This window comes from Vibrio sp. VP6, from assembly GCF_028823755.1.
GTDB lineage: Bacteria > Pseudomonadota > Gammaproteobacteria > Enterobacterales > Vibrionaceae > Vibrio > Vibrio parahaemolyticus.
The window spans coordinates 62,051-87,383 of the sequence record NZ_JAPEID010000016.1 but is presented as its reverse complement, the minus strand read 5'-3'; the positions used below and the strand labels follow the sequence as shown (position 1 = coordinate 87,383).

Annotated in this window: 23 protein-coding genes and 1 riboswitch; of the genes, 15 read left to right on the top strand and 8 right to left on the bottom strand. The window is 46.4% G+C overall.

The genetic code is table 11. The features are described 5' to 3' along the window. Nucleotides 1-42: 42 nt before the first annotated feature. Nucleotides 43-243 carry a DUF1107 domain-containing protein gene (locus OU793_RS12355; RefSeq protein ID WP_005454667.1) on the top strand — a complete coding sequence of 67 codons (201 nt, stop codon included), beginning with the start codon at nt 43-45 and terminating at the stop codon, nt 241-243. Between the two features lie 83 nt (nt 244-326). Here the strand turns inward: OU793_RS12355 and msrA are convergent, their stop codons facing one another. Then, nucleotides 327-965, bottom strand: coding sequence for a peptide-methionine (S)-S-oxide reductase MsrA (gene msrA / locus OU793_RS12350; protein WP_062888241.1), 639 nt, complete (start codon nt 963-965; stop codon nt 327-329). Nucleotides 966-1,132: 167 nt separating this feature from the next. Here msrA and OU793_RS12345 point away from each other — a divergent pair, with 167 nt between their 5' ends. The 4 genes from OU793_RS12345 (at nt 1,133) to OU793_RS12330 (ending at nt 7,460) form a co-directional block, all read left to right on the top strand. Then, a complete protein-coding gene (locus OU793_RS12345) occupies nt 1,133-2,845 on the top strand; it encodes an autotransporter assembly complex family protein (RefSeq protein WP_005489530.1) in 1,713 nt (570 codons plus the stop codon). Continuing rightward, nucleotides 2,842-6,609 carry a translocation/assembly module TamB domain-containing protein gene (locus OU793_RS12340; protein ID WP_140201828.1) on the top strand — a complete coding sequence of 1,256 codons (3,768 nt, stop codon included), beginning with the start codon at nt 2,842-2,844 and terminating at the stop codon, nt 6,607-6,609. Before OU793_RS12345 ends, OU793_RS12340 begins: the two co-directional genes overlap by 4 nt. 44 nt (nt 6,610-6,653) lie before the next feature. Further along, a complete protein-coding gene (locus OU793_RS12335) occupies nt 6,654-7,001 on the top strand; it encodes a gamma-glutamylcyclotransferase (protein WP_140201829.1) in 348 nt (115 codons plus the stop codon). A gap of 96 nt (nt 7,002-7,097) precedes the next feature. Then, complete coding sequence (locus OU793_RS12330) at nt 7,098-7,460, top strand: DUF2799 domain-containing protein (RefSeq protein WP_005479645.1); 363 nt, start codon at nt 7,098-7,100, stop codon at nt 7,458-7,460. A gap of 74 nt (nt 7,461-7,534) precedes the next feature. On the opposite strand, the gene ppa is transcribed toward OU793_RS12330, so the two are convergent. Then, the gene (gene ppa, locus OU793_RS12325; protein WP_005454643.1) at nt 7,535-8,065 is read right to left on the bottom strand and encodes an inorganic diphosphatase; all 531 of its coding nucleotides are present in this window, start codon (nt 8,063-8,065) and stop codon (nt 7,535-7,537) included. Nucleotides 8,066-8,192: 127 nt separating this feature from the next. Next, on the bottom strand, nt 8,193-9,209 hold the full coding sequence (fbp, locus tag OU793_RS12320) for a class 1 fructose-bisphosphatase (RefSeq protein WP_005454699.1): 1,017 nt from the start codon (nt 9,207-9,209) through the stop codon (nt 8,193-8,195). 312 nt (nt 9,210-9,521) lie between these two features. Here fbp and mpl point away from each other — a divergent pair, with 312 nt between their 5' ends. From mpl to thiQ, 5 genes are all read left to right on the top strand, one after another. Next, nucleotides 9,522-10,880, top strand: coding sequence for a UDP-N-acetylmuramate:L-alanyl-gamma-D-glutamyl-meso-diaminopimelate ligase (gene mpl, locus OU793_RS12315; RefSeq protein WP_020904286.1), 1,359 nt, complete (start codon nt 9,522-9,524; stop codon nt 10,878-10,880). A gap of 5 nt (nt 10,881-10,885) precedes the next feature. Further along, complete coding sequence (locus OU793_RS12310; RefSeq protein WP_005489583.1) at nt 10,886-11,524, top strand: flavin prenyltransferase UbiX; 639 nt, start codon at nt 10,886-10,888, stop codon at nt 11,522-11,524. 37 nt (nt 11,525-11,561) lie between these two features. Then, a riboswitch (TPP riboswitch) is annotated at nt 11,562-11,698 on the top strand. Between the two features lie 72 nt (nt 11,699-11,770). Next, nucleotides 11,771-12,763, top strand: coding sequence for a thiamine ABC transporter substrate binding subunit (thiB, locus tag OU793_RS12305; RefSeq protein ID WP_140201830.1), 993 nt, complete (start codon nt 11,771-11,773; stop codon nt 12,761-12,763). Between the two features lie 41 nt (nt 12,764-12,804). Further along, on the top strand, nt 12,805-14,391 hold the full coding sequence (gene thiP, locus OU793_RS12300) for a thiamine/thiamine pyrophosphate ABC transporter permease ThiP (protein ID WP_140201831.1): 1,587 nt from the start codon (nt 12,805-12,807) through the stop codon (nt 14,389-14,391). Next, complete coding sequence (gene thiQ, locus OU793_RS12295; RefSeq protein WP_023584999.1) at nt 14,391-15,095, top strand: thiamine ABC transporter ATP-binding protein; 705 nt, start codon at nt 14,391-14,393, stop codon at nt 15,093-15,095. The genes thiP and thiQ overlap by 1 nt, the downstream gene beginning before the upstream one ends. Before the next feature lie 63 nt (nt 15,096-15,158). Here thiQ and OU793_RS12290 read toward each other — a convergent pair whose 3' ends face one another. The 4 genes from OU793_RS12290 to argR all read right to left on the bottom strand — a co-directional run bounded on the left by OU793_RS12290 (nt 15,159) and on the right by argR (nt 20,362). Further along, nucleotides 15,159-15,596, bottom strand: coding sequence for a universal stress protein (locus tag OU793_RS12290; protein ID WP_005454686.1), 438 nt, complete (start codon nt 15,594-15,596; stop codon nt 15,159-15,161). A 44-nt stretch (nt 15,597-15,640) separates the two neighbouring features. Next, nucleotides 15,641-18,220 carry a TRAP transporter permease gene (locus OU793_RS12285; RefSeq protein WP_029854277.1) on the bottom strand — a complete coding sequence of 860 codons (2,580 nt, stop codon included), beginning with the start codon at nt 18,218-18,220 and terminating at the stop codon, nt 15,641-15,643. 297 nt (nt 18,221-18,517) lie between these two features. Continuing rightward, complete coding sequence (locus tag OU793_RS12280; protein WP_021454067.1) at nt 18,518-19,486, bottom strand: TAXI family TRAP transporter solute-binding subunit; 969 nt, start codon at nt 19,484-19,486, stop codon at nt 18,518-18,520. A gap of 405 nt (nt 19,487-19,891) precedes the next feature. Continuing rightward, nucleotides 19,892-20,362: a transcriptional regulator ArgR gene (gene argR / locus OU793_RS12275; RefSeq protein ID WP_005430583.1), complete on the bottom strand. Its 471-nt coding sequence runs from the start codon at nt 20,360-20,362 to the stop codon at nt 19,892-19,894. A 358-nt stretch (nt 20,363-20,720) separates the two neighbouring features. Here argR and mdh point away from each other — a divergent pair, with 358 nt between their 5' ends. After that, nucleotides 20,721-21,656 (top strand): malate dehydrogenase, encoded by a 936-nt coding sequence (mdh, locus tag OU793_RS12270; RefSeq protein WP_005454639.1) that lies wholly within the window; start codon nt 20,721-20,723, stop codon nt 21,654-21,656. Between the two features lie 113 nt (nt 21,657-21,769). Further along, on the top strand, nt 21,770-21,961 hold the full coding sequence (locus OU793_RS12265; protein ID WP_005479653.1) for a hypothetical protein: 192 nt from the start codon (nt 21,770-21,772) through the stop codon (nt 21,959-21,961). A gap of 91 nt (nt 21,962-22,052) precedes the next feature. Here OU793_RS12265 and ispB read toward each other — a convergent pair whose 3' ends face one another. Further along, the gene (ispB, locus tag OU793_RS12260) at nt 22,053-23,024 is read right to left on the bottom strand and encodes an octaprenyl diphosphate synthase (protein ID WP_005479642.1); all 972 of its coding nucleotides are present in this window, start codon (nt 23,022-23,024) and stop codon (nt 22,053-22,055) included. Between the two features lie 257 nt (nt 23,025-23,281). Here ispB and rplU point away from each other — a divergent pair, with 257 nt between their 5' ends. The 3 genes from rplU to cgtA all read left to right on the top strand — a co-directional run bounded on the left by rplU (nt 23,282) and on the right by cgtA (nt 25,254). Beyond that, nucleotides 23,282-23,593 carry a 50S ribosomal protein L21 gene (gene rplU / locus OU793_RS12255; RefSeq protein WP_005383096.1) on the top strand — a complete coding sequence of 104 codons (312 nt, stop codon included), beginning with the start codon at nt 23,282-23,284 and terminating at the stop codon, nt 23,591-23,593. Nucleotides 23,594-23,613: 20 nt separating this feature from the next. Next, nucleotides 23,614-23,871, top strand: a complete 258-nt coding sequence (gene rpmA / locus OU793_RS12250) for a 50S ribosomal protein L27 (RefSeq protein ID WP_005383095.1) — start codon at nt 23,614-23,616, stop codon at nt 23,869-23,871. A 210-nt stretch (nt 23,872-24,081) separates the two neighbouring features. Beyond that, nucleotides 24,082-25,254 carry an Obg family GTPase CgtA gene (gene cgtA, locus OU793_RS12245; protein ID WP_005489537.1) on the top strand — a complete coding sequence of 391 codons (1,173 nt, stop codon included), beginning with the start codon at nt 24,082-24,084 and terminating at the stop codon, nt 25,252-25,254. Nucleotides 25,255-25,333: the final 79 nt, after the last annotated feature.

Below are 25,333 nucleotides of genomic sequence, written 5' to 3'. Positions count from 1 at the left end.
GAATAAGCAATCGGGGTTTTCTCAAAGGAATTGAGGTGAATTATGCTACGTGAGTTTGCTGTATATCGACCACTACAAGTGGCCCGTTTTGTAAAGACGTTGTTTAAAGGGCAATTCTTCATTGTTGGGGTGGGAAGTTTCTGCTTTGATAATGGCAAAGTGCTGCTTCCTGATGTGAAAGATCAAAAGCGACTGGCTGTCTTTAAAGAAGTAAACCAAGCAATTTCATCATTATCCGCCTAAACCATTCATGGCGTGTTAACCCAAAAAACGAAAGATTAAAAAGAGCGACCTTGGTCGCTCTTTCTCGTTTCAGTGCAGTTTGATTAGCCTTGCAAGCTTGGTGGGAAGCAAACACCTGTGCCGCCTATGCCACAGTAGCCATCCGGATTCTTTGCAAGATACTGTTGATGGTAGGTTTCTGCAAAATAGTAAGTCCCTGCTAGGACGATCTCAGTAGTAATCGTTGAGCGAAGCTCAGCTTCTAATGCTTGTTGATACTGAAGCTTTGATTTTTCAGCAAGTTCTTGCTGCTCTTGAGAGTACGTGTAAATCGCAGATCGATATTGTGTGCCGAGATCGTTGCCTTGGCGCATGCCTTGAGTTGGGTCGTGTTTTTCCCAAAATACCGCAAGGAGTTGTGCTAGTGAGATAACACGCTCATCAAACACGACTCTCACAACCTCAGTATGACCGGTTTTACCCGTACACACTTCTTCGTAGGTTGGATTTGGTGTAAACCCACCCGCATAACCCACAGATGTCGAAACCACGCCATCCAATTGCCAAAAAAGACGTTCGGCGCCCCAAAAGCACCCCATGCCTAACAAAATCTGTTGCTGATGATGGGCTAGTGGTGCCGTTAGACTCGATTGATTTACAAAATGACAATCTTCAATCTGCATTGGTTGTTCTCTACCAGGCAGGGCATCTTCTATACTGATTAATGTCTGTTTGTTGAGCATGGTATTTGTCCTTTAATACGTGTCTTAAATTTGCGAACTTTTTCATTTCGTCTGTATCTGATGTTGTTATGACATAGACCGCGGTAAACCTATTAATATTACAGACTTAGCCTTTAATTGGCGTTATCATTATTTACGTTTATTTAACCTCATTCAGCTAAAAAAGCATGATAAAAAAAGCTCTCCCCATCATTGTTGGCTTGTTGGTTGTTTCTCAGAGCGCGTATGCCGATGTTTCTTTAAAGCTTAAAGGCATCGATGGCGCACTGGAAGATAACGTGAAAGCGTACCTGTCTTCGATTCCAGAGAAGGATTACTCCACTTCGCTGCGCTTTCAGGCGCGATTGGATCAAAGTATCACTGAAGCGCTGAATGCGCTTGGCTATTATCATGCAAAAATTTCATACTCTATTTCCGAAGGGAATGACGAGCTGATCGTTAACATCCACAAAGGTTTACCAGTTAAGATCAAAGTAATGGATGTCGTGATCAGCGGTGAAGCGAAAGAGGATGAAGAATTCGCGAATCTCATCGCCAAATCGCCTTTAAAAGTTGGGCGGATTTTAAATCAGGGTGAGTATGACAGCCTTAAATCAGGGATCCGTAACCTGGCTTTGCAACGTGGTTACTTCAATGGTGACTTTAAACTCAACAAGCTGGAAGTGATCCCCGAATTGAATGAAGCCAATGTGCGTTTGCACTACGACAGCGGTATTCGCTATCACTTTGGTCCGGTAGAAATTACGGGAAGCCAGATCTGGGAAAACCGTGTTGAGTCGATGCGACCTTTTGAAATTGGCGAACCTTATCTTGTCTCTGATGTGGGTGAATACAACCAAAACCTGTCTAACACCGATTGGTTTTCCTCCGTGTTTGTTGAGCCTGACTTAAGCAAGCTTGAAGATGGGCGCGAGTTGCCGATTAAAGTCTCGTTAGCGCCTGCTGCGAAAAACCAAATTGAAACTGGTATTGGTTACTCCACCGATACGGGTGTGCGCGGTACTTTAAAATGGAAAAAACCATGGGTAAGTGCACGCGGTCATAGCTTTAATACGGCGCTTTCTCTCTCCAAACCAGAACAAACCATCACCGCCGGCTACAAAATTCCATTAGACGACGTCTTACGTGAATACTATCAATTGCAATTTGGTCTGAAGCATTTGGACAACCGTGATACTGAGAGTTTGGAATCAAACCTTGCGGTAGAAAGACACTGGTTAACCGACGGTGGTTGGCACAAAACCGTGTACGTTCGTCACTTGTACGAAAACTTCTCGCAAGGTTTGCAAGATGATGGCGTGCAGTTTGTGCTTCCTGGCGCAACCTTTTCGCGTACTCGTGTCCGTGGTGGCAGTATGCCAATGTGGGGCGATAAGCAAAGCGTAACGGTTGAATACGGCGATCCGGCGCTACTGTCTGAAACGCGCGTATTGCGTCTGCTTGGGCGATCTTCGTGGATTCGTGGCATCGGCGAAAACCATCGTGGTTTGTTCCGTCTCGAAGGGGGGGCTAACATCACGGAGGAATTTGAAAAGCTTTCGCCATCGTTGCGTTTCTTTGCTGGTGGTGACAACAACATCCGTGGTTATGGCTATGAATCCATCTCACCTGTCGATGAAAGTGGCGCATTAACGGGTGCGAAATACATCTTAAGCAGCACCTTAGAGTATCAATATCGTGTTTACGGCAACTGGTGGGCCGCAACGTTCTACGATATTGGTGATGCGTTTAATGACACACCTGAATGGAAATCTGGTGCCGGGGTTGGTATTCGATGGGCTTCACCTGTGGGACCGGTAAGCTTCGACTTTGCGTGGGGGCTGGATGAAAAGCCAAACAACGAATTCCGCATCCACTTCTCTTTGGGGCCTGAGTTATGATCAAAAAGATGTTTAAGTGGACCAAGTGGTTATCACTAAGTTTGATTGGTCTGCTGTTGTTAATCACTATTTTTGTCGCAACGGTACTGTTTACCCATCCAGGGTTGAAGTTGGCGATTTGGGGCGCAGAGAAAGCCTTACCTCAGCTCAAAGTCGAGAACATTCAAGGTTCGCTATTCCCTCGTTTTGCACTGCAAAATGTCAGCTTTGTTGATGAGTCTTTACATATTGATGCGAAAGTCGAGCGCCTTGCGTTGGCGATTAACTTCCGCTGTTTCTTTGACCCAAAAGTGTGTGTTGATGAACTGGCGCTGCAAGGTGTTAACTTCCAAATGCCAGAATTGCCACCTGCCAGTGAAGAGCCTGAAGAAGAAGCACCACCGCTGCGCTCTATCAGCACGCCAGTGCCAATTTTTGTCAATAAAGTCAGCTTTAATGACATCAACGTCAATGTGTTAGGCAATCAGATTGATTGGCAAACGTTCTCGACCGCTTTGTCGATGCAGGGCGATCGTTTGGTGATCGCACCAACCGCGTTGAAAGACATCAATGTTGCACTCGCACCAAGTGAAGCTGAACCTGAAGCGGCTGCCGAGGAGCCGAAAGAAACTGACGCTACGCCGCAAGATATTGTATTACCAGAAGTATGGATTCCACTGACGGTGGAAGCGCGTCGTCTGGATATTCATAATTTTAAACTGGCGGGTGAAACGCCAGTGATCGTCAATCATCTTGGTTTGGTTGCAAGAGCGGGTGGTGAGCGTGTTGATGTCAAAACGTTAGAGCTCGACATGCCAGAAGTGGAAGGCAAGTTAAGCACACAAGTGACCCTTTCTGCTGATTACCCAATCAAAGCGCAATTGGACGCGTTAGTGAAGCAAGCGGATGCGAAGGGACAAAAACTGTCGCTTTCGGCCTCTGGTTCGGTTGGGGATTTATCGTTAAATGCTACGCTTTCCGAGCTTGTACAAGCGGAGATCAAAGGTGACATCCAACCGCTTAAAACGCAGTTGCCGTTTGATGTATCGATCAAAAATGTTCAAGCGCAATGGCCGCTATTTGGGCAAAGTGATTATCAGGTTTCTGTACCAAGTTTGGCGGCAAAAGGTTCACTTGATGGTTACGAAGTCGCATTAGAAACCAAAGCGTCAGGCAAAGACATTCCTGCCGTTGATGTTGCGCTGAACGGCAAAGGTACGCTGGAGCAAATCGATCTCGAAAGCCTTGTAGTGAAAACTTTGGGGGGCGAACTTTCCGGGAAAGTTATGGCGAATTGGGCGGCGCCAATCAACTGGCAAGCCGACCTGAACCTGAAGAACATTCAACCAGGATTGCAGTGGAAAGAAGCAGAAGGGGATATCAGTGGTAGTCTCTCGACTTCGGGATCGTTAACGGAACAAGGTGGTTGGCAAGTCAGTTTGCCTAAGTTAGACATCGACGGCATTTTGCGAGGTTATCCATTGAATGTCGAAGGGCAACTTGAAGCGTCTGATAAGAATGGCAAAGGTGAAGACATCCAACTAACCACTCAAGGTTTAGCGCTTTCTCATGGCCCGAACCAACTGAGTGCGAAGGGCAAGATCGACAAACAAATCTTGATGGATGTTGAGGTTAACTTCCCTGACTTTGCGAAAAGTGTTCCGGATCTTGCGGGTAAGATGCAAGGTAAAGTAGCGCTACGCGGTAGTTTGAAAGAGCCTGATATCAATCTTGATCTCGCTTTAAATCAGATCAACTGGCAGCAACAGGCGAATGTAGAAACGATCACCTTAAAGGGCGATGTGACGCCTCTGCCAGCACCAAAAGCGAACTTAAGCCTTATTGCGAATAACATTACCTACGACGACATTAAAGTTGATAGCGCGGATCTTGAAGTCTCTGGAGATGAAAAACTGCATCAACTGACGCTTGATGTGGTGTCTGATCTGGTTTCGACCAGTTTGGAAATCGAAGGGACGTTTAAGCAGAAGCCAGAAATGATTTGGGATGGGGCGCTGCGCCGCTTGACGCTGAGCTCGCAACAAGGTCCTTGGTCACTGCAAAAATCGACTGCGGTGAAGGTCAATATCGACAAACAGATCGCGAATGTTCAAGCCCATTGTTGGTTGCAAGCGAAGTCGAGTGTGTGTCTAACCGAAGATATTAGTGTCGGTAAGAGTGGCCAAGCGAAGTTAGCGATCAATGATTTTAATTTCGACCAAATTAAACAATTCCTGCCGCCAGAAACCAAGCTGCAAGGTTCAGTTAATGCACAGGCTTTTGCTAAATGGGCTCCAGAGAAAAAGCCTGAAGTTACCTTGAGTGTCAACATGCCAAAAGGCCAAGTTGAACAAGCACTAGAGCAGCCAATTAAAGTGGGCTGGGACAGCTTCAGCTTTAAAGCGGCATTAGCGAAAGACAAGCTTGATGCTGAGTGGTTATTTGATGTGAAAGATAACGGTGACTTGTCTGGTAAGGTTTCTTTACTGAATGTCTCATCTGAGAAGCCAACTATTGACGGTAATGTTGCGCTTTCTACGTTCCACTTGGACTTCTTGGCTCCGTTGATCGGGGAATACAGCTTGTTCAAGGCGAATATGAATACTGATTTGGCCTTGTCTGGTGATGTAATGCATCCAAAAGTGAATGGTCAGTTCCTTATCGATCAAATGAAACTACAAGGCGAAGTGACGCCAATCGACATCAACTCCGGACAAGTCGTGATCAACTTTAAAGGTCACCAAGCGGATTTGGATGCTGGGATCATTACGCCTGACGGTAAGCTAGAAATCACCGGTGATGCTGACTGGCGTGACTTGCAAGACTGGCGCACTCGCGCCCGCGTGTTTGCAAAAGAGCTGAAAGTTGATATGCCGCCGATGGTCAAAATCAAAGTTGAGCCTGACATGACCATTGATGTCACACCGCAGTTGGCGAAGGTGGAAGGTAACATCAATCTGCCATGGGGGCGTATCGTCATTGAGGAACTGCCACCAAGTGCGGTTGGGGTGTCGAGTGATACCGTGATTTTAAACAAGGATTTACAGCCAGTTGATGAAGTGACGGCTATGCCATTCAACGTCGAAACGGACATCAACATCAAGATTGGTGACGACTTCCAACTTGCGGCGTTTGGCTTGAAGGGCGGCTTGAAAGGTAGCCTTAACGTGACACAAAAAGACAAAGGACCATTCATCGTTGGTGAGGTAAACATCGTTGACGGTTCTTACCGTTCATTTGGTCAAGATTTGGTGATCGAAGAAGGTAAGATCTTAATGAACGGTCCAGCGGATCAACCGTATGTATCGATCAAAGCGATTCGTAACCCTGATAATACTCAAGACGATGTGATCGCGGGTGTGCGTGTGACTGGCCCAGCTTCCGATCCGAGTGTGGAAATTTTCTCGGAGCCAGCGATGCCACAAGCCAACGCGTTGTCTTACCTGCTTCGTGGTCAAGATATTGATGGTGAGTCGGGTGGTAACGCGATGACGACCACATTAATTGGTCTGAGTTTGGCGAAAAGCGGTCGTGTTGTTGGAGAAATCGGTGAAGCCTTTGGCGTACAAGATTTACAGCTTGATACGGCAGGCTCGGGTGATGACTCTCAAGTGACGGTGAGTGGTTACATTTTGCCAGGTCTACAGGTTAAGTATGGTGTCGGTATCTTCAACTCGCTGGGTGAGTTCACGGTGCGTTACCGATTGATGCAAGACCTGTATTTAGAGGCGGTATCTGGTGTAGATAGCGCAGTTGACCTACTCTATCAATTTGAATTTGATTAGGGCGCACGTCCTAACCACACAGAACTCATAGCTAAGGAGTGGTTATGCAGCATTTGATTTTTGTCTACGGGACGTTACGTAAGGGAGAGTACAACCATCATTATTTGAGCTCGGCTCAATTTCTTGGTTTACATGAAACGGACACCCAATTTTCGCTCTACGATGTAGGCTCGTACCCAGCGCTGTCAGAAGGGCAGCGCTCAATCCAAGGCGAAGTTTATCTGATTGATGATGATACTTTGGTGGCGCTCGATAAGCTTGAAGACGTACCGGTCGAATATCGTAGAGAGAGTATTGCAACGCCATTTGGCCAAGCGTGGATTTACTTGTATCAAGACACGGAGCAGCTTACGGAAGAGATAGCGTCTGGCGATTGGTGTCAAAGGGTGTGAACTATACTTAAGTAACCATCGTAAGAACGTTGTCGAGATTTAAAAACGTTTCTAAACACGTTAGAAAACGACAAGTCAGAAAAGTAAGGAGTGATGATGAGAGTGTTAATAATTGGCGCGATGATGATGCTTCTGTCTGCTTGTGCGCAAACCACCTTACCAGCTTCAACCAGTGTGACTGATTGGCAAGCGTTCGGGAAACAGTCTGCCTTAGATGGATTACGAGAGTTGTCACAAGAGCGGATAGCTAAGTTGGATGGTACTAACCACGCAACGCCAGAACTGATCATGGCCTACCAAAACGGTTATCAAGAAGGTAAGCAAGAGTATTGTGAGCAAAGTGCCTATATGCTGGGTGTGGTTGGACGACCGTATTTCGGAATATGCGATGACGTTGACCCGTTCTTCCAACACGATTATGACGCTGGTCGTATGTCCTCCGCAGGAGCTCCTATCTAAGGCAAGCGTTTAGGTTAGAAAGCAAAAGAGCTGCACTTTGCAGATCTTTTTGTATTCGGGGTTGGCGTTTACGCTTATTTGTTTTGCGCACGCTCGTAAGATTGTAGAATCTCTGCTTTGGCCGCTTCTACATCTGCCCAGCCATCAACTTTCACCCACTTTCCTGATTCCAACTCTTTGTAGCGTTCAAAGAAATGTGTGATCTGCGCTTTTAGCAACTCAGGAATGTCGCCCACATCTTGAATGTGTTCATACTCTTTAGAGATTTTAGAGTGCGGTACGGCAACGACTTTGGCATCTTCGCCCGATTCATCCGTCATCTTCAAAACGCCAACAGGTCGGCAGCGAATAACAGAACCTGGCATGAGTGGGTATGGCGTTGGAACAAGGACATCTACTGGGTCACCATCAAGCGAAAGTGTGTTGTTCACGTAACCGTAGTTACATGGGTAAAACATTGGCGCAGACATGAAACGGTCGACAAATACAGCACCAGAGTCTTTATCTACTTCGTATTTGATAGGGTCTGCATTGGCAGGGATTTCGATAACGACGTAAATATCTTCAGGTAGCGATTTACCTGCTGGTACATGGTTTAGGCTCATTTGAATATTCCTTTTCATTGAGGATGAGTAGCCAGAAGATCGCCCTCATCTATGATTAATTCGCATTTCACTTTAGCGACAAAAACGCGGCAGGTAAACACCTGCCGCGTTGGACAAAGGTCTGAGATTATTCTTCGTCGCGGTGCAGTTCAAGGAACTCTTCAACTTTGCGAACCATGTTCTTCGAACCCACAAAGAAAGGAACACGCTGGTGTAGCTCAGTCGGTTTGATGTCCATTATGCGATTCACGCCATCTGATGCAATGCCGCCCGCTTGTTCGATGAGAAATGCCATTGGGTTGCATTCGTAAAGCAGGCGAAGTTTGCCTTGTGGGTGACTTTGCGTACTTGGGTAAAGGTAGATGCCACCTTTAAGCAGGTTGCGATGGAAATCCGCCACCAAAGAACCAATGTAGCGAGAGGTGTATGGACGACCGTCTTCAGGCACATTCTCTTGGCAGTATTTGATGTACTTTTTCACACCTTGTGGGAAACGAATGTAGTTACCTTCGTTGATGGAGTAGATCTTACCATCTTCAGGAATCATCATGTTTTCATGAGATAGGCAGAAGCTGCCGATGGATGGGTCGTAAGTAAAGCCGTTTACGCCGTTACCTGTGGTGTACACCAACATAGTTGATGAACCGTAAATTACGTAACCTGCTGCAACTTGCTTATGACCTGGCTGAAGGAAATCTTCTTCTGTCGCGGGTGTGCCAATAGGCGAAACACGGCGATAAATAGAGAAGATGGTACCGACAGACACGTTTACGTCGATATTTGAAGAACCATCAAGTGGGTCCATCAATACAACATACTTTGCGTTTTGGTTGAGTTCTTTGTTGAACGCAACCGCTTCATCTTCTTCTTCACTGGCAACGCCACAAACTTGGTCACGAGCTTCAAGCGCCGCTTTAAATTTGTCGTTCGCGTACACGTCTAGCTTTTGCTGCGCTTCGCCTTGGACATTTTCCGTGCCGACAGCGCCAGTGATATCACCAAGACCTGCTGCGTTGATTTCACGGTTAACGATTTTTGCAGCTAAACGAATGGATGCTAAAAGAGATGAGAGATCACCGCTAGCGTGGGGGAAATCCGCTTGTTTTTCAACAATGAATTCGCCTAGGGTGCGCATTCCTGACATGGTTAATCCTTACATTTACATTTCATTGGGGGTGTTGCGCAACGGGCATCTCTTTATGGATGTTAAACGTTTGCGCTAGATGTAATTTTAAGTCGTGGATCTTTTTAATGGTAATGAAGTAACTGTCTGAGATCTCAATTTATTTGTCTGCTCAAATTAGGGATTCATTCGCAGGTCAGAGCGCTGTACAGTCTCTGTTCAACCTTGTCATATTTGTGAAAGGGACTGCAAGAAGAAGGCTAAAGTCACTCGCTTTTCTGGTCGTTATCGCGATAATGAAGGCATCAAAGAACGCATTACAAGGTTTAGTTTATGCACATTCATATCTTGGGTATCTGTGGCACGTTTATGGGCGGCGCAGCAATTTTAGCGCGTCAATTAGGGCATAAAGTGACGGGTTCTGATGCCAATGTTTACCCACCGATGAGCACATTGCTAGAGTCTCAAGGTATTGAAATTATTGAAGGCTTCGACCCGTCTCAACTCGATCCTCAACCTGACCTTGTGGTGATTGGTAACGCGATGAGCCGTGGCAATCCGTGTGTTGAGCATGTACTTAATAGCAACATGCGTTACACCTCAGGACCACAATGGCTGAACGAATTTTTACTGCATGACCGTTGGGTGTTGGCTGTTTCCGGTACACACGGCAAAACGACCACTTCGAGCATGCTGGCGTGGATACTCGAAGACTGTGGTTACCAACCTGGTTTCCTCGTTGGTGGCGTGTTGGGTAACTTCGGTGTGTCGGCTCGTTTGGGCGAAAGCATGTTTTTTGTCGTTGAAGCGGACGAATATGACAGTGCTTTTTTCGATAAGCGTTCTAAGTTTGTGCATTACCATCCTCGCACTTTAATCATGAACAACCTTGAGTTCGATCATGCTGACATCTTCGATGATCTAGAAGCGATCAAGCGCCAATTCCATCATTTAGTACGAACGGTACCGGGCAATGGTTTGATCTTAGCGCCGAAGCAGGATCAAGCTTTGGCGGATGTATTAGAGCGTGGCTGCTGGACGGAAAAACAGTTCTCTGGTGAGGATGGTGACTGGCAAGCGCACAAATTAGTGCTTGATGGCTCAAAATTTGAAGTTGCTTTGCAAGGCGAGAAGGTCGGTACCGTCGAATGGGATTTGGTGGGTGACCACAATGTGGATAATGCACTGATGGCGATCGCTGCCGCACGACACGTTGGTGTAACGCCGGAACTTGCTTGTCAGGCGTTGGGTCGTTTTATCAACACTAAGCGTCGTTTAGAGCTCAAAGGTGAAGAACAAGGCATCACGGTTTACGATGATTTCGCGCATCACCCTACGGCAATTGAACTGACACTGGGCGGTTTGCGTAACAAAGTGGGTGAAAAACGTATCCTTGCTGTATTGGAACCTCGCTCTGCCACCATGAAGCGTGGTGTTCATAAGAATACACTCGCGGATTCGCTACACAGCGCAGATGAAGTGTTCTTATTCCAGCCAGACAATATCGAATGGTCGGTGCAAGACATTGCTGAGCAATGCAAGCAGCCAGCGTTTGTCGATGCCGATATAGATAATTTTGTAGCTAAAATCGTCGAACGTGCTCAGCCTGGAGACCAAATTCTGGTAATGAGTAACGGTGGCTTTGGTGGTATTCACGGAAAACTTCTTGAGCAGTTAAAACTAAAAGCCTGATTGATATGCACAACAAAATACAACCCTCTCAGAAAAAAGCCATCACGTTGGCATTAACGGGTGCCTCTGGTGCTCCTTATGGCCTTCGTCTTTTAGAATGTTTGGTCGCGGCGGATTATCATGTCTACGTTCTGATTTCTTCGGCGGCTCGCGTTGTGATGGCAACCGAACACAACCTTAAGCTGCCAAGTGGGCCAGACGCCGCAAAGCAAGCGCTGGTGGAACATCTCAACTGTGATCCAAATAACATCACTGTTTGTGGTAAAGATGACTGGTTCTCACCGGTAGCGTCTGGCTCAGCGGCACCAAAGCAAATGGTGGTTTGCCCATGTTCAGCAGGAAGTGTTGCGGCGATCGCGCATGGTATGTCGGACAACTTGATCGAACGGGCGGCTGATGTGGTAATGAAAGAACGCGGGCAACTGTTGCTCGTGGTTCGTGAAACGCCATTTTCAACGCTACATCTGGAGAACATGCACAAGCTATCGCAAATGGGCGTCACCATCATGCCAGCGGCTCCGGGCTTCTACCATCAGCCAAAGAGCATTGAAGACTTAGTGGATTTTATGGTGGCGAGAATTCTCGACCACTTAGGTATTGAGCAAGGTTTAGTGCCTCGTTGGGGCTATGACCAGCGCTCGTGAGCTGATTGTGTAACCACTCAAATACCTTTACAATCCATCCAACTCATCGGGGAGCAAACCCATTTTGCATTGAGTCAATCAATGCATTTGGGCGCTGAGACCTAAGTGCTTTACTAGGGACCCGTATTACCTGAACCAGATAATGCTGGCGTAGGAATTGAGTCTGGATATTGGAAATCCTTAATAGCCGCCTCAAACCCTGTGCCGCTCAACTTATTTCTCTGAAATACTCATGGAGAGCGAGCAGTGAAAACCACTCTAAATCTGATTGCCTTAGCTGCAATCACCTCTACTTCAGCGTTTGCCGCTGAAAACACATTAACCATCTATACCTACGACTCTTTTGCCGCAGATTGGGGGCCGGGTCCTAAAATCGAGCAAGCTTTTGAAGCAAAATGTGGCTGTGACGTTAACTTCGTAGTGTTGGACGATGGTGTGTCGATCCTGAATCGTCTTCGTCTTGAAGGCGGTAATAGCAAAGCCGACATCGTGTTAGGTTTGGATAACAACCTGATGGCAGAAGCGAAGAAAACCGGTCTGCTTACCGAGCACAATGTGGATACGGCCAACACAGTGTTACCAAACGGTTGGAGCGATACGACGTTTGTACCGTACGATTACGGCTACTTCGCGTTTGTGTACAACAAAGAGAAACTGGCTAATCCACCGAAAAGCATGAAAGAGCTGGTGGAAACGCGCGACGATTTGAAAGTGATTTATCAAGATCCGCGTACGTCAACGCCGGGCCAAGGCTTGATGCTGTGGATGAAATCCATTTATGGCGACGATGTGACGCAAGCGTGGCAGAAGCTAGCAAGCAAAACCGTAACGGTCACGAAAGGTTGGTCAGAAGCGTATTCTATGTTCCTCAATGGTGAGTCCGATTTAGTGCTTTCTTACACCACCTCACCTGCGTACCACTTAATTGCGGAAAACGATTCGAAGTTTGCGACGGCGAATTTTTCTGAAGGCCACTACATGCAAGTTGAAGTAGCCGCCAAAGTGAAAGGGTCAAAAAATTCAGAACTTGCTGATAAGTTTATGGATTTCATTTTAAGTGATGAGTTCCAGTCAGCGATGCCAACGGGCAACTGGATGTACCCAGTTACTGACGTTGAGTTACCTAAAGGTTTTGAAACCTTGAGCGTTCCAAGCAAGTCGTTGAGTTTTAGTGCTGATGAAGTGGCAAATATGCGTAAGTCTTGGATTCGCGAATGGCAAAGCGCACTGACGTTTTAGCTGACGTTTCCACCCTCATCTGAATGAGATAGGTTTTACCTTTGAATTCTGTTCCAAAAATAGGTTTAGGGGTCGCGATGATCATCGCGACCTTTGTTATTTCTGCCCTAGGTGCTTTGATTGTTCAAGCCCCTTCACTTGATGTGTCTGTGGCATGGGACGACCCGTATTATCAACATGTCACCAAGTTCAGCTTTTACCAAGCTTTTCTTTCCACATTGCTCAGTGTTGGTTTTGCCATTCCAGTTGCGCACGCGCTTTCGCGTCGCCAATTTTTGGGTAAATCATTACTGCTTAAGCTATTTGCATCGACACTGGTTTTGCCGGTTTTGGTTGGTGTTTTTGGGCTATTAGCGATTTATGGCAACAGCGGTTTGTTAGCGCAGTGGCTGCAAGGTTTCGACACCAAAATCCCATTTTCTATTTATGGTTTGAATGGCATCTTACTTGCCCATGTGTTCTTTAATTTACCTTACGCGGCACGCTTGCTGCTGCAAGCCTTGGAGTCTATTCCTGCTGAGCAACACAAGCTGTGTGCGCATCTTGGTATGAGCCATTGGGATAAGTTTCGCTGGGTGGAATGGCCGCGTTTAAGGCAGCAACTTCCTCACGTTTGTGGCTTGGTATTTATGTTGTGCTTCACCAGTTTTGCAACTGTGATGGCGCTGGGTGGCGGGCCAAAATCCACCACTATTGAACTGGCCATCTATCAAGCGATTAAGTTTGATTTTGATTTGCAAGCTGGTGCGTTATTGGCGCTGTGGCAGATGCTGTTGTGTGGACTACTTGCGATTGGAGTACAGAAGTTAACAAAGCCTGTTGCTATCAGTGCTGGCAGCACATCGGTACAGCAATTTTTAACGAAGGATCATAGGTGGTCAAAAGCTTGGGATAGCTTTTGGATCATAGGTTCCTTTTTACTGGTGATACCGCCGTTACTGATGGTGTTACTGAGTGGTATCAACCAACAAGTTTGGACGGTGTTAACCGATGAACGTTTTTGGTCTGCGTTATCTAACTCGCTCAAAGTTGCAGGGTTAGCCAGTGCACTTGCGGTCGCTGCGGGAGTGTCTATATTGTTGACCAGTCGCCGTTGGCGTTTGCAGTATAAAAACACGCGAGCTGATCAAATAGAGTTAATCGGTACCATTATTCTAGTGACGCCGGGGCTGGTGATTAGCACTGGCCTATTCTTACTACTGCGATCATTTACCGATGTTTTTAGCTTGGCGTTTTTTGTCGTGATTTTGGTGAATAGTTTGATGGCTTTGCCTTACGTGATCAAAACGCTAGCGCAACCGATGCTGCACATTGAGCAACAGTATCAATATGTATGTGCCAGCTTAGGCATGCGTGGCTGGCAACGATTTAAAGTGGTGGAGTGGCAGGCGCTGCGCAAGCCGTTTGCACATGCGTTTGCGATCAGCTTTATGTTTGCAATAGGGGATTTAAGCGCGATAGCGCTGTTTGGTGGACAAGAATTTCGTACCTTACCTCTGTATTTGTTCCAGTTGCTTGGCAGTTATCAGATGGACGCCGCTGCAGTGGTGTCCGTGACGTTATTGTTGTTGAGTGTGGGCTGTTTTGCCTTGATAGAGAAAGTATTGAAAGCGAAGGAGAAAGCATAATGCTAGTGTTGGATGATGTGCAGTACACCTACCAACGTGAACTGTTTCGTTTTGAGTTGAGCATTGAACGTGGTCAGATTGTATCGTTGATGGGGCCGAGTGGGGCAGGGAAATCAACCTTGCTGGCTCTGGTTGCAGGATTTATCCATCCTGACCAAGGTGACATTCGGGTTGATGGTGAGTCGATTGTGCGCAAAGAGCCTTATCAGCGTCCTTTCTCCATGCTGTTCCAAGAGCATAACTTGTTTTCTCACTTGTCGGTGCGTGACAACATTGGCTTAGGTTTACACCCGGGACTAAAGCTCACGGTAGACCAAAAGCGTCAGGTTGAACAAGCTGCGCAGCAAGTTGGCGTTGCAGAGTACCTCGACCGTTTGCCTGAGCACCTTTCTGGAGGGCAGCGTCAACGTGTTGCCTTAGCGCGTTGTTTTGTTCAGCCTCATTCCATGTGGCTGTTGGATGAGCCTTTCTCGGCACTTGATCCAGTGTTGCGTGAAGAGATGCTGAGCTTGGTAAAAAAACTGGCTGCGGAGCGCGGAATTACCGTGTTGATGGTTACGCATCATCTTAGTGATGCCAAAGCGATTGCGAGTCACTTTGCCTTTGTTGCTAACGGAAAAGTAGAAGCGGTGGGTGAGATTGATGCCCTGACTGCCGAGCATCCCAGCAAGACCCTACAGGCCTTCGTTCGTGCTGCTGGATAATGATGAGAGATACAAAAAAGGTTGATGCGAGCATCAACCTTTTTTTCTTGCGTGGCCGTAAGCTTAACCTTGCGGCTTCACTACCATCACGTTGATTGGAGAATATTCCACAACTTTACTTGCAACAGAACCAAGCATCACTTTGTTAATTTTCGAACGCTTGTGACTTGGCATGATAATAAGGTCTGCGCCCAAACGTTCGGCGTAATCAAGAATTGTTGCGTAAGCTTTGCCTTCGGCAACGTGCACTTTGTAAATCACTTCATCATCAATGTGCTCGCTGGCAAATGCTTTTAGCTGCTGCTTCACATCTTGCTTCATTTTCGCCGCTGCGTCTTTTGGGAAGTAAGTTGCGACCATCGACATGTGAATACCTGGCAAAACAGTGAGCAGGTGGATTTCTGCGTTTGCTTGTTTTGCTTGCCACACCGCCAGTTCAACCGCCCGGTCTGAGAAGCCTTGGTCATTTAGATCAACCGGAACAAGAATTTGTTTATACATTCAATGTCTCTCACTAAGGCCCCAGATCCGCGGGGCCAAATCGGTTATGCGCTCAGTTGTTCCTTGCGAGCACGACGTTTTTGGTTCATGGCAAGTACCAGCAGAAGAATCAAGCAAGGTACAAATACCCATTCTTTCATTGGACGATCCGCGTCTTGAACGACCCATTTGATTTCCCAATCAAAGTCGATACCAGATGACTCCGCAGGGCTACCAAATTCAACCATGTCGACGACCATTTTGCCGTCGTTCTCAGTCAGCATCAGACCCATTGAAGAGATACGCTCTTCAGCCGTCGTTGCTCTGTCTTCGAATGGCAGACGTACCGTTTTCTCGACGTATTCGCCTTCGAGGTTTTGTCCGGCAACACGTAACTCAATGGATTCTCCTACATTTAGGTTTTCCGTGATTTGAGCTATCTCAACCCCAGGAGAAAGAACTTTCGCTGGGTATAACATGTCCCACCAAAAACCAGGTCGGAAGAATGAGAAAGTTAATACTAATAATAGGACGGTTTCCCACCACTTGTTACGAGTCAGCCACCATCCCTGCGTAGCGGCAGAGAAGATCAGCATCGCAATGATGGAAGAGATTACCGTGAGTGCTAAATGCCACCAAGAATCGATACCCATCAACAATAATTGGGTATTGAAAACAAACATGAATGGCAGAATGGCGGTTCTAATATCGTAGGTAAAGCCTTGGATACCGGTGCGAATTGGATCGGACTTCGCGATTGCTGCAGCGGCAAAGGCAGCCAGACCGACCGGTGGTGTATCATCGGCGAGAATACCGAAATAGAACACGAACAAGTGCACCGCAATCAGTGGAATGATAAGACCGTGCGCTGCGCCGAGCGTTACGATGACTGGCGCCATTAGCGTTGATACTACAATGTAGTTTGCTGTGGTAGGCAGGCCCATACCGAGAATCAGACTGATAACCGCAGTAAACAGCAGCATTAGGATGACACTACCGCCAGAGATAAACTCAACAAAGTCCGTCATCACCAAGCCGATACCAGTTAGCGTCACAACGCCAACAACCGTACCTGCCGCCGCAGTTGCGACACCGATACCGATCATGTTGCGAGCACCAGCCACCAAGCTTTCAGCAAGATCAACAAAACCCTCTTTGGTTTGCTGTACTAGGTCGCCTTCTTTCGCAAGTAACGCCATCAGAGGGCGTTGTGTTAGCAAAATGAAGACCATAAAGACGGTCGCCCAAAATGCTGATAAGCCAGGTGAGAAGCGCTCTACTGTTAAACACCAAACCAGTACCACGATAGGTAGCAGGTAGTGTAAGCCAGACTTCACTGTAGGACCCGGATCTGGCACTTCAGTCAGCTCCGCATCAATCTCAATTGCGCCATCTTTCATGTGGTTCGCAGAAATTTTTACGAGGCCGACGTAGGCGATGAGTAGAGCGACCGTTACTATCGTAGTCGCTGCGTCGCCAAAGACATCTTTCGTCCAACCTACACCGTAGTACACCACAGCGCTGATTACACACAGACCTAAAATGGTAGCCGTGAATGAAAGTAGGCTTTGCAGTAACGTTGGATTATGACGACGAGGTAAGCCAGTCATGCCCGCTTTACATGCTTCAAGGTGAACGATGTAAATCAACGCGATGTAGGAAATCAGCGCTGGAAGTAATGCCGCTTTGATAACCTCTACGTAAGAAATTCCGACGTATTCCACCATCAAAAATGCTGCCGCGCCCATGATTGGCGGGGTGAGCTGACCATTGGTTGACGCTGCTACTTCAACGGCACCCGCTTTTGTGCCCGGGAAGCCGACTCGTTTCATCAATGGAATGGTAAAAGTACCCGTGGTTACGACGTTTGCGATCGATGAGCCTGAAACCAGACCCGATAGACCAGATGCGACAACGGCGGCTTTAGCTGGGCCGCCTTTCATATGACCAAGTAGAGAAAATGCGACTTTAATGAAGTAAGCACCCGCACCCGCACGCTCTAGCATCGCGCCAAACAGTACAAACAAGAATACGAAAGAAGTGGATACACCTAACGCAACACCAAATACCCCTTCGGTGGTTAGCCACAGATGCGACATCGCTTTACCTAAGCTTGCGCCTTTGTGGGCTATGACATCTGGCATGTATGGGCCAGCAAACGTGTAAGTCAGGAACACGGCGGCCACAACCATTAGCGGAGGCCCTAATGCACGACGAGTCGCTTCAAGTAGCAATATCATGCCAACGACCGCAACCACAATATCGGCAGTGGTGGGCGCGCCGGAACGTCCTGCGAGTTCGGTGTAGAAAAGGTAGATATAGGCAGCCGAAAAGCTACCCGCTAACGCGAGAATCCAATCCACAAGAGGAATGTGATCACGCGGAGAGTTCTTCATTGCTGGATAAGCAGTGAAGGCCAAAAATATCGCGAAAGTGAGGTGAATCGCTCGCGCTTCAGTGTCATTCAGTACGCCAAAATTGAAAATAAATGGTAGCGGGGAGGCGTACCATAATTGAAATAGTGACCAACACAGCGGGACTAACCAAAGGATTCGTCCTTGCACTCCCGAAGGGTTACGTGCGCCCGTGTCTGCTTGAGCCACCATTTCTTGCACATCTTGAGACGGAGTCTTATTCGTCGCCATGTACTTTTTCCTTATTATTGATGGTCCTGTCCGTTCTTCTATCGAGAACCACACTTCGCCTTTATCAGTGTAGTGAATGGAGCGAAGTTTGCTTTCGAGTATTCCGCTGCCGAATCACAAAGCAAGAGTACCGAGTGCTTTGTTGGCGGCGTTAAAGTGTTTTCTTGGGTATTGAGTGCGCAGTTCTAAGAAAAACTGGCAAATGAACAAAGCATGCTAGTTCAACGTGCTACAACCAGCATACTCAATCAGGCAGAAAACCATCTTTTTCTGCCTGAGATTGAAATAAGTGAGTGCTTACTTAATTAGACCCACTTCTTTGTAGTATTTTTCTGCACCAGGGTGAAGAGGGATAGAAATACCTGCTTTCACCATGTCTTCTTTTTTCAGGTTAGCAAAAGCTGGATGCAGACGTTTGAAGGTGTCGAAGTTCTCGAACACGGCTTTAGCAACGTTGTATGCAACTTCATCAGAAACATCAGATGTTGTTACCATTGTTGCCGCAACACCAAAGCTCTTCACGTCTTTATCTGTACCACGGTACATACCAGCCGGCACTGTGCTGAATGCGTAGTACGGGTTATCTGCGACGATCTTGTCGATCTTAGGACCAGTTGCAGGCACTAGCTTCGCATCACATGATGTTGTTGCTTCTTTGATTGAACCGTTTGGATGGCCAACCATGTAGATGAACGCATCAATTTTGTTGTCACAAAGGGCTTGAGAACGCTCTGAGCCTTTTAGCTCTGAAGCAAGTTTGAAGCTGTCATTTGTCCAGCCCATTGCATCCATTACTACACCCATTGTCGCGCGGTCACCAGAACCTGGGTTACCGATGTTGACACGCTTACCAGCTAGGTCTTGAACGTTTTCGATGCCAGAGTCAGCACGTGCGATGATGTTGAAAGGTTCAGTATGAAGAGAGAACATTGCACGCAGTTTTTTGTACGGGCCTTGTTCCGCAAACTTGCTCGTACCGTTGTAGCCGTGGTACTGCCAATCCGATTGCACGATACCAAAATCTAATTCGCCTGCACGGATAGTGTTAACGTTGTAAATTGAGCCACCAGTTGATTCTACTGAACAACGGATGTTGTGGTCTTTACGACCTTTATTTACCAACTTACAGATAGCACCACCAGTAGGGTAGTAAACACCAGTTACAGAGCCAGTACCGATAGTAATAAACTCTTGAGCGTTAACTGCGCCTGCGCCCATTACAGCTGCAGCGATAGCGCCTACTTTGAGAAGTTTGTTAAATGCCATGAATTTCCCTTCCTTATATTCATTATTTACCCGGAAATAACCATAAATCACTTCTGGAGTTTCCTATTTGGAAACGGCATCTTTTCCAATCCAATTGTTTGAAAAAGCGAGCAAATCATAACAAAAAATTGGCAGAAAATTATCCGAATGTTAAATGTTATAGCGAATAAGTCTAAAGCTTGCGACAGGGTATGGTGATTGATCTTTGATTTAATTCTTTTTATAACAGTTAGTTAGGTGTGAATAAGGCAAGATGGTGAAAAAGATCAATTGCGTGATATTAATCACAAAAGTGGTGAGTGAAAAGTAGTCGCATGAAGCAATTTGTTTACATAAATAATGGGCTACAAAATAGTATTTCTTTCATAGCCCACAAAGAGTTACTTAAACCAATGCTCGTCGGTCTCAGCCTGTGTACTCGAATAGCTCACATACAGACTTGAACAATTGTTCAGTTGATACTGGCATTGTAGGGGTAATAAAAATGGTATCGTCACCCGCTACTACGCCAAGAATACCCTCGGATTTACCTAACGAGTCGAGTAGGCGAGCAATAAGCTGTGCTGCGCCAGGACCTGTGTGAATGACAACCAATGCCGCATTGTGATCGATGTCTAAAACCAGTTCACGTAGAGAGCTGCTTACTGTTGGTACGCCCAACTCGGCCGGTAGGCAGTACACCATTTCCATTTTTGCGTTACGAGTACGAACAGCACCAAACTTGGTCAGCATACGTGAAACTTTAGATTGGTTAATGCTTTCAAAGCCTTGCTGCTTGAGTGCGTCAACAATTTCACCCTGTGAGCCAAAGCTCTCTTCTTTTAGCAGGGCTTTAAAGGCGCGGACTAGGTTATCTTGTTTCTCTGAATTGCGCATAGTCATTATGATTCTCTTAGTACGTGTCAGCAATTTTGCATATTCTCGCATATATATTCATGCAGTGCCAAAAAGTCCCGGCATTCTGTTAGTTGCATCACTGTAAACCATAAACAGAACAGGATTCTTTAAGGTTATTCAACCAGTCTCGTTTTGTCCTGTTGAATTTCTTGTCATTTCAACAGAATAAAAGAATAATCCAACCTTCATTTGTAGCACGACAACAGCGAGTTGCGCGAGGTCGCAAAGCTGGCGTTAATTGATTGTAATCAAGTTGTGATTCCGATAGCTTATTTCAGTTGGTTACAAACTACCCTACGAATACGTTTATAAGAGAAATACTCTCAAGGAGAACTACATGAAAGTAGCCGTTATTGGTGCCGCTGGTGGCATCGGTCAAGCCCTTGCCCTTCTGCTTAAGAACCGTCTTCCTGCTGGTTCTGATTTAGCCCTATACGATATTGCTCCAGTTACGCCTGGCGTAGCAGCAGATCTTAGCCACATCCCAACACCAGTATCGATCAAAGGTTACGCTGGTGAAGATCCAACTCCTGCGCTAGAAGGTGCAGATGTAGTTCTTATCTCTGCGGGTGTTGCTCGTAAGCCGGGCATGGATCGTGCGGATCTGTTCAATGTAAACGCTGGTATTGTGAAATCACTAGCTGAAAAGATTGCGGTTGTTTGTCCTAAAGCATGTGTAGGTATCATCACTAACCCAGTGAACACAACAGTGCCAATCGCTGCTGAAGTTCTGAAGAAAGCGGGCGTTTACGACAAGCGTCGCCTATTCGGTATTACCACACTAGACGTGATCCGTTCAGAAACGTTTGTTGCTGAGCTAAAAGGCAAAGATCCTAGCGATATCCGTGTACCAGTTATCGGTGGTCACTCTGGCGTGACAATTCTTCCTCTTCTTTCTCAAGTAGAAGGTGTGGAGTTTACAGCTGAAGAAGTAGAAGCTCTGACTAAGCGTATTCAAAACGCGGGCACAGAAGTTGTTGAAGCAAAAGCGGGTGGCGGTAGTGCGACACTTTCTATGGGCCAAGCGGCTTGTCGTTTCGGTCTAGCACTTGTACGAGCTCTTCAAGGTGAAGAAGGCGTTGTTGAGTGTGCTTACGTTGAAGGTGACAGCGAGCACGCACCTTACTTTGCACAACCTGTGAAGCTGGGCAAAGAAGGCGTAGAAGAAGTACTAAGCTACGGCGAATTGAGCGACTTCGAAAAAGCGGCACTAGATGGAATGCTAGAAACGTTAAATGGCGACATCAACATTGGTGTTGAATTCGCTAAATAATCTCTATAACGCGAATTAAGAAGAAAGCCGATCTTAGGATCGGCTTTTTTGATCTTTTTGCTCTGAATTACGTATCACAAGCGAACCAAAACAACATTGTTAAGGAGAAGATGATGGAAGCAAGTCGAATCCGTAAAGGCATGGTTGTTGAGTGCCAAGAAGGCGTCGGGACGATTTTGGTTGTCGACCGTGAAGCAGAGACCGTTTTGTTATCCAAGCAAGGCTCAGATCAACAGATAGCAGTGAGCTTTGATGAGATAGAAGACGATCCACAGCTGCATGGTGGAAGCGAACGATACTATTAGTCAGAGCCGTTGAAATTGTCTAGAGCTGAGACGAAAAAGGAAGAGCGAAATGCTCTTCCTTTTGTGTTTCTTGCTAAAGGGTCTGGTGGTGCTAGCGGGTGCGTTTTACCGCAACATGAGCCAGCGTGATAAGCGCTTCTTTGTATTCTGATTCTGGTAGTACTTCCAGTTCAGCGATCGCCTTATCTGCTTCTTCTAACGCTTTCTGTGTGGTGTATTCTAACGAACCGGCCTCTTTCATAACGGCTAGGATTTCATCTAAGCGTTCCATGCCATTGGCTTTTTCAATCGCTTCGCGAATCATTAGCGCATTTTCTGGCGTCGTATTACGCATTGCATGCAACAGAGGCAGAGTCGGTTTTCCTTCAGCCAAATCATCACCAACGTTTTTGCCCATGTCTTCGCCATCGGATGTGTAGTCCATTACATCATCAATAAGCTGGAATGCAGTGCCTAGGTATTTACCATAATTCTGCAGAGCCAATTCAACGTGTTCTGGAGCATCATTTAAGATCGCGCCAATTTGCGTTGCAGACTCGAACAAGCGTGCAGTCTTTGAGTAGATGACTTGCATGTAGCTTTCTTCGGTAGTGTCAGGATCGTTACAGTTCATCAACTGTTGAACTTCACCTTCGGCGATCACATTTACTGCATTACTCATTAGTTGAAGGATCTTCATGGATCCTAGCTCAGTCATCATCTGAAATGAGCGAGTGTAAATAAAGTCCCCAACAAGTACGCTCGCGGCATTACCAAACGCAGCATTCGCTGTCGCTTTTCCACGGCGCATGTCTGATTCGTCCACGACATCATCGTGCAGCAAAGTCGCTGTATGGATGAACTCGATAAACGCCGCTGCCATCGTATGGCCAGTGCCTTGGTACCCCAATGCACGTGCTGACAATATTGCCAGTAACGGTCGTAGACGTTTGCCTCCACCACTCACGATATAGAAACCGAGCTGGTTGATTAAAGAGACATCAGAATTTAGTTGGGCTTGAATTGTTTCATTCACTTTTGCCATGTCATCGGCAGTAAGCGCTTGGATAGTTTTAAAATCCATCGTATATCCGGCTGAAGTTAGACCCTGCAAGGCTTATTCGATTTATATAATTGTCGAATAATACACTAAAAAACGTTGATTAATACATTACTAAAGGGCATGATTGCCGCACTTTTCTTTGGCGATTAGCTTTTCGCCAATTTTTTCAAAATATGGCTTGTCATAGGGGCATCTCTTCTGTAGAATCTGCGCCCTATTGATGATTAGTTTAGCGCACACCCTCATGAAAAGGCTGTGCGGAAAAAGCGGAGTAAAATATGTACGCTGTTTTCCAATCTGGTGGTAAACAACACCGTGTAAGCGAAGGTCAAACTCTTCGTTTAGAGAAATTAGACGTTGAAACTGGTGCAACTGTAGAATTTGATAAAGTTCTTCTTGTTGCTAACGGCGAAGACATCAAAGTTGGTGCTCCTCTTGTAGAGGGCGGCAAAATTGTTGCTGAAGTTGTACAACACGGTCGTGGCGATAAAGTTAAAATCGTTAAGTTCCGTCGTCGTAAGCACTCTCGTAAGCAACAGGGTCACCGTCAGTGGTTCACTGAAGTGAAGATCACTGGTATCAACGCTTAATCTATTAGGAGAGTTTAACAATGGCACACAAAAAAGCTGGTGGTTCTACTCGTAACGGCCGCGATTCAGAAAGCAAACGTCTAGGTGTTAAGCGTTTCGGTGGTGAATCTGTACTTGCAGGTAACATCATCGTTCGTCAACGTGGTACTAAGTTCCACGCTGGTAACAACGTAGGTATCGGTAAAGACCACACTCTATTCGCTCTTACTGAAGGTAAAGTGAAGTTCGAAGTGAAAGGTCCTAAGAACCGTAAGTTTGTAAGCATCGAAGCTGAGTAATTAGGTTTTTACCAAGTTACTTAATAGCTTTAAGCTGAATTCAAAAGCCCTGCCGAATCGGCGGGGTTTTTTATTTATGGCAGTCGATATATCGAAGTTTCTCGTTAGAATCCGAGGCGATTTGAATCTGGGAGCTTAGATCTGTCATCTGCTAAAATTGTCGGATGACACAGTAGATTTAATCCACGCACGAAGTAGTCGGAGTAAAAGATGAAGTTCGTAGATGAAGCGGTAGTAAAAGTTCAGGCTGGTGATGGCGGTAGCGGCGTTGTCAGTTTCTGGCGTGAAAAATTCATCACTAAAGGTGGCCCTGACGGCGGTGATGGTGGTGACGGCGGTGATGTTTACATCCAAGCTGATGAAAACCTAAATACCCTAATTGATTACCGTTTCCAACGCTTCTACGAAGCGGAGCGTGGTGAAAACGGTCGCGGTGGTAACTGTACTGGTAAACGTGGTAAAGACATCGTTCTTCGCGTACCAGTGGGTACTCGCGCAGTAGATATCCACACTAACGAAATTGTGGCAGAAGTTGCTGAACACGGTAAGAAAGTGATGGTAGCGAAAGGCGGCTGGCACGGTCTTGGTAACACGCGTTTCAAATCTTCAGTAAACCGAGCGCCTCGTCAAAGAACGCTAGGTACAAAAGGTGAAATTCGTGAAATCCGTCTTGAGCTACTGCTGTTGGCGGACGTTGGTATGCTTGGCTTGCCAAACGCAGGTAAATCGACGTTTATTCGCGCGGTATCAGCGGCAAAACCAAAAGTAGCAGACTACCCGTTTACCACGTTAATCCCAAGCTTGGGTGTGGTGAGTGTTGTTCCTGAAAAGAGCTTTGTGGTTGCTGACATCCCGGGGCTTATCGAAGGGGCTGCTGATGGTGCGGGTTTAGGTATTCGTTTCTTGAAACACCTAGAACGTTGCCGAGTGTTGCTGCACATGATTGATATCATGCCGATTGATCAGTCTGATCCTGTACAAAATGCACTAACCATCATTGATGAGCTAGAGCAATACAGTGAAAAACTGGCAAGCAAACCTCGCTGGTTGGTGTTCAACAAAGTTGATCTGATGCCTGAAGAAGAAGCGAATGAAAAGATCCAAGAGATCTTGGATGCGCTAGGTTGGGAAGACGAGTACTTCAAGATCTCTGCGATCAACCGTTCTGGCACAAAAGAGCTTTGCTACAAACTTGCTGACTTTATGGAAAACCTACCTCGCGAAGAGGAAGAAGTGGCTGAAGAAGATAAAGTTAACTTCATGTGGGATGATTACCATAAAGATGCAATGGCAGGAAAAGACGTTGTTACTGAAGATGACGATGACTGGGATGATTGGGATGACGAAGAAGATGACGGTCACGTTGTCTACGTTCGTGACTAATTGTTCTCTCCAAGCGATGTCTTGCTAGAAAATTTAATAAAGCCGCAAAATCTATTGCGGCTTTTTTTGTATCTAAATC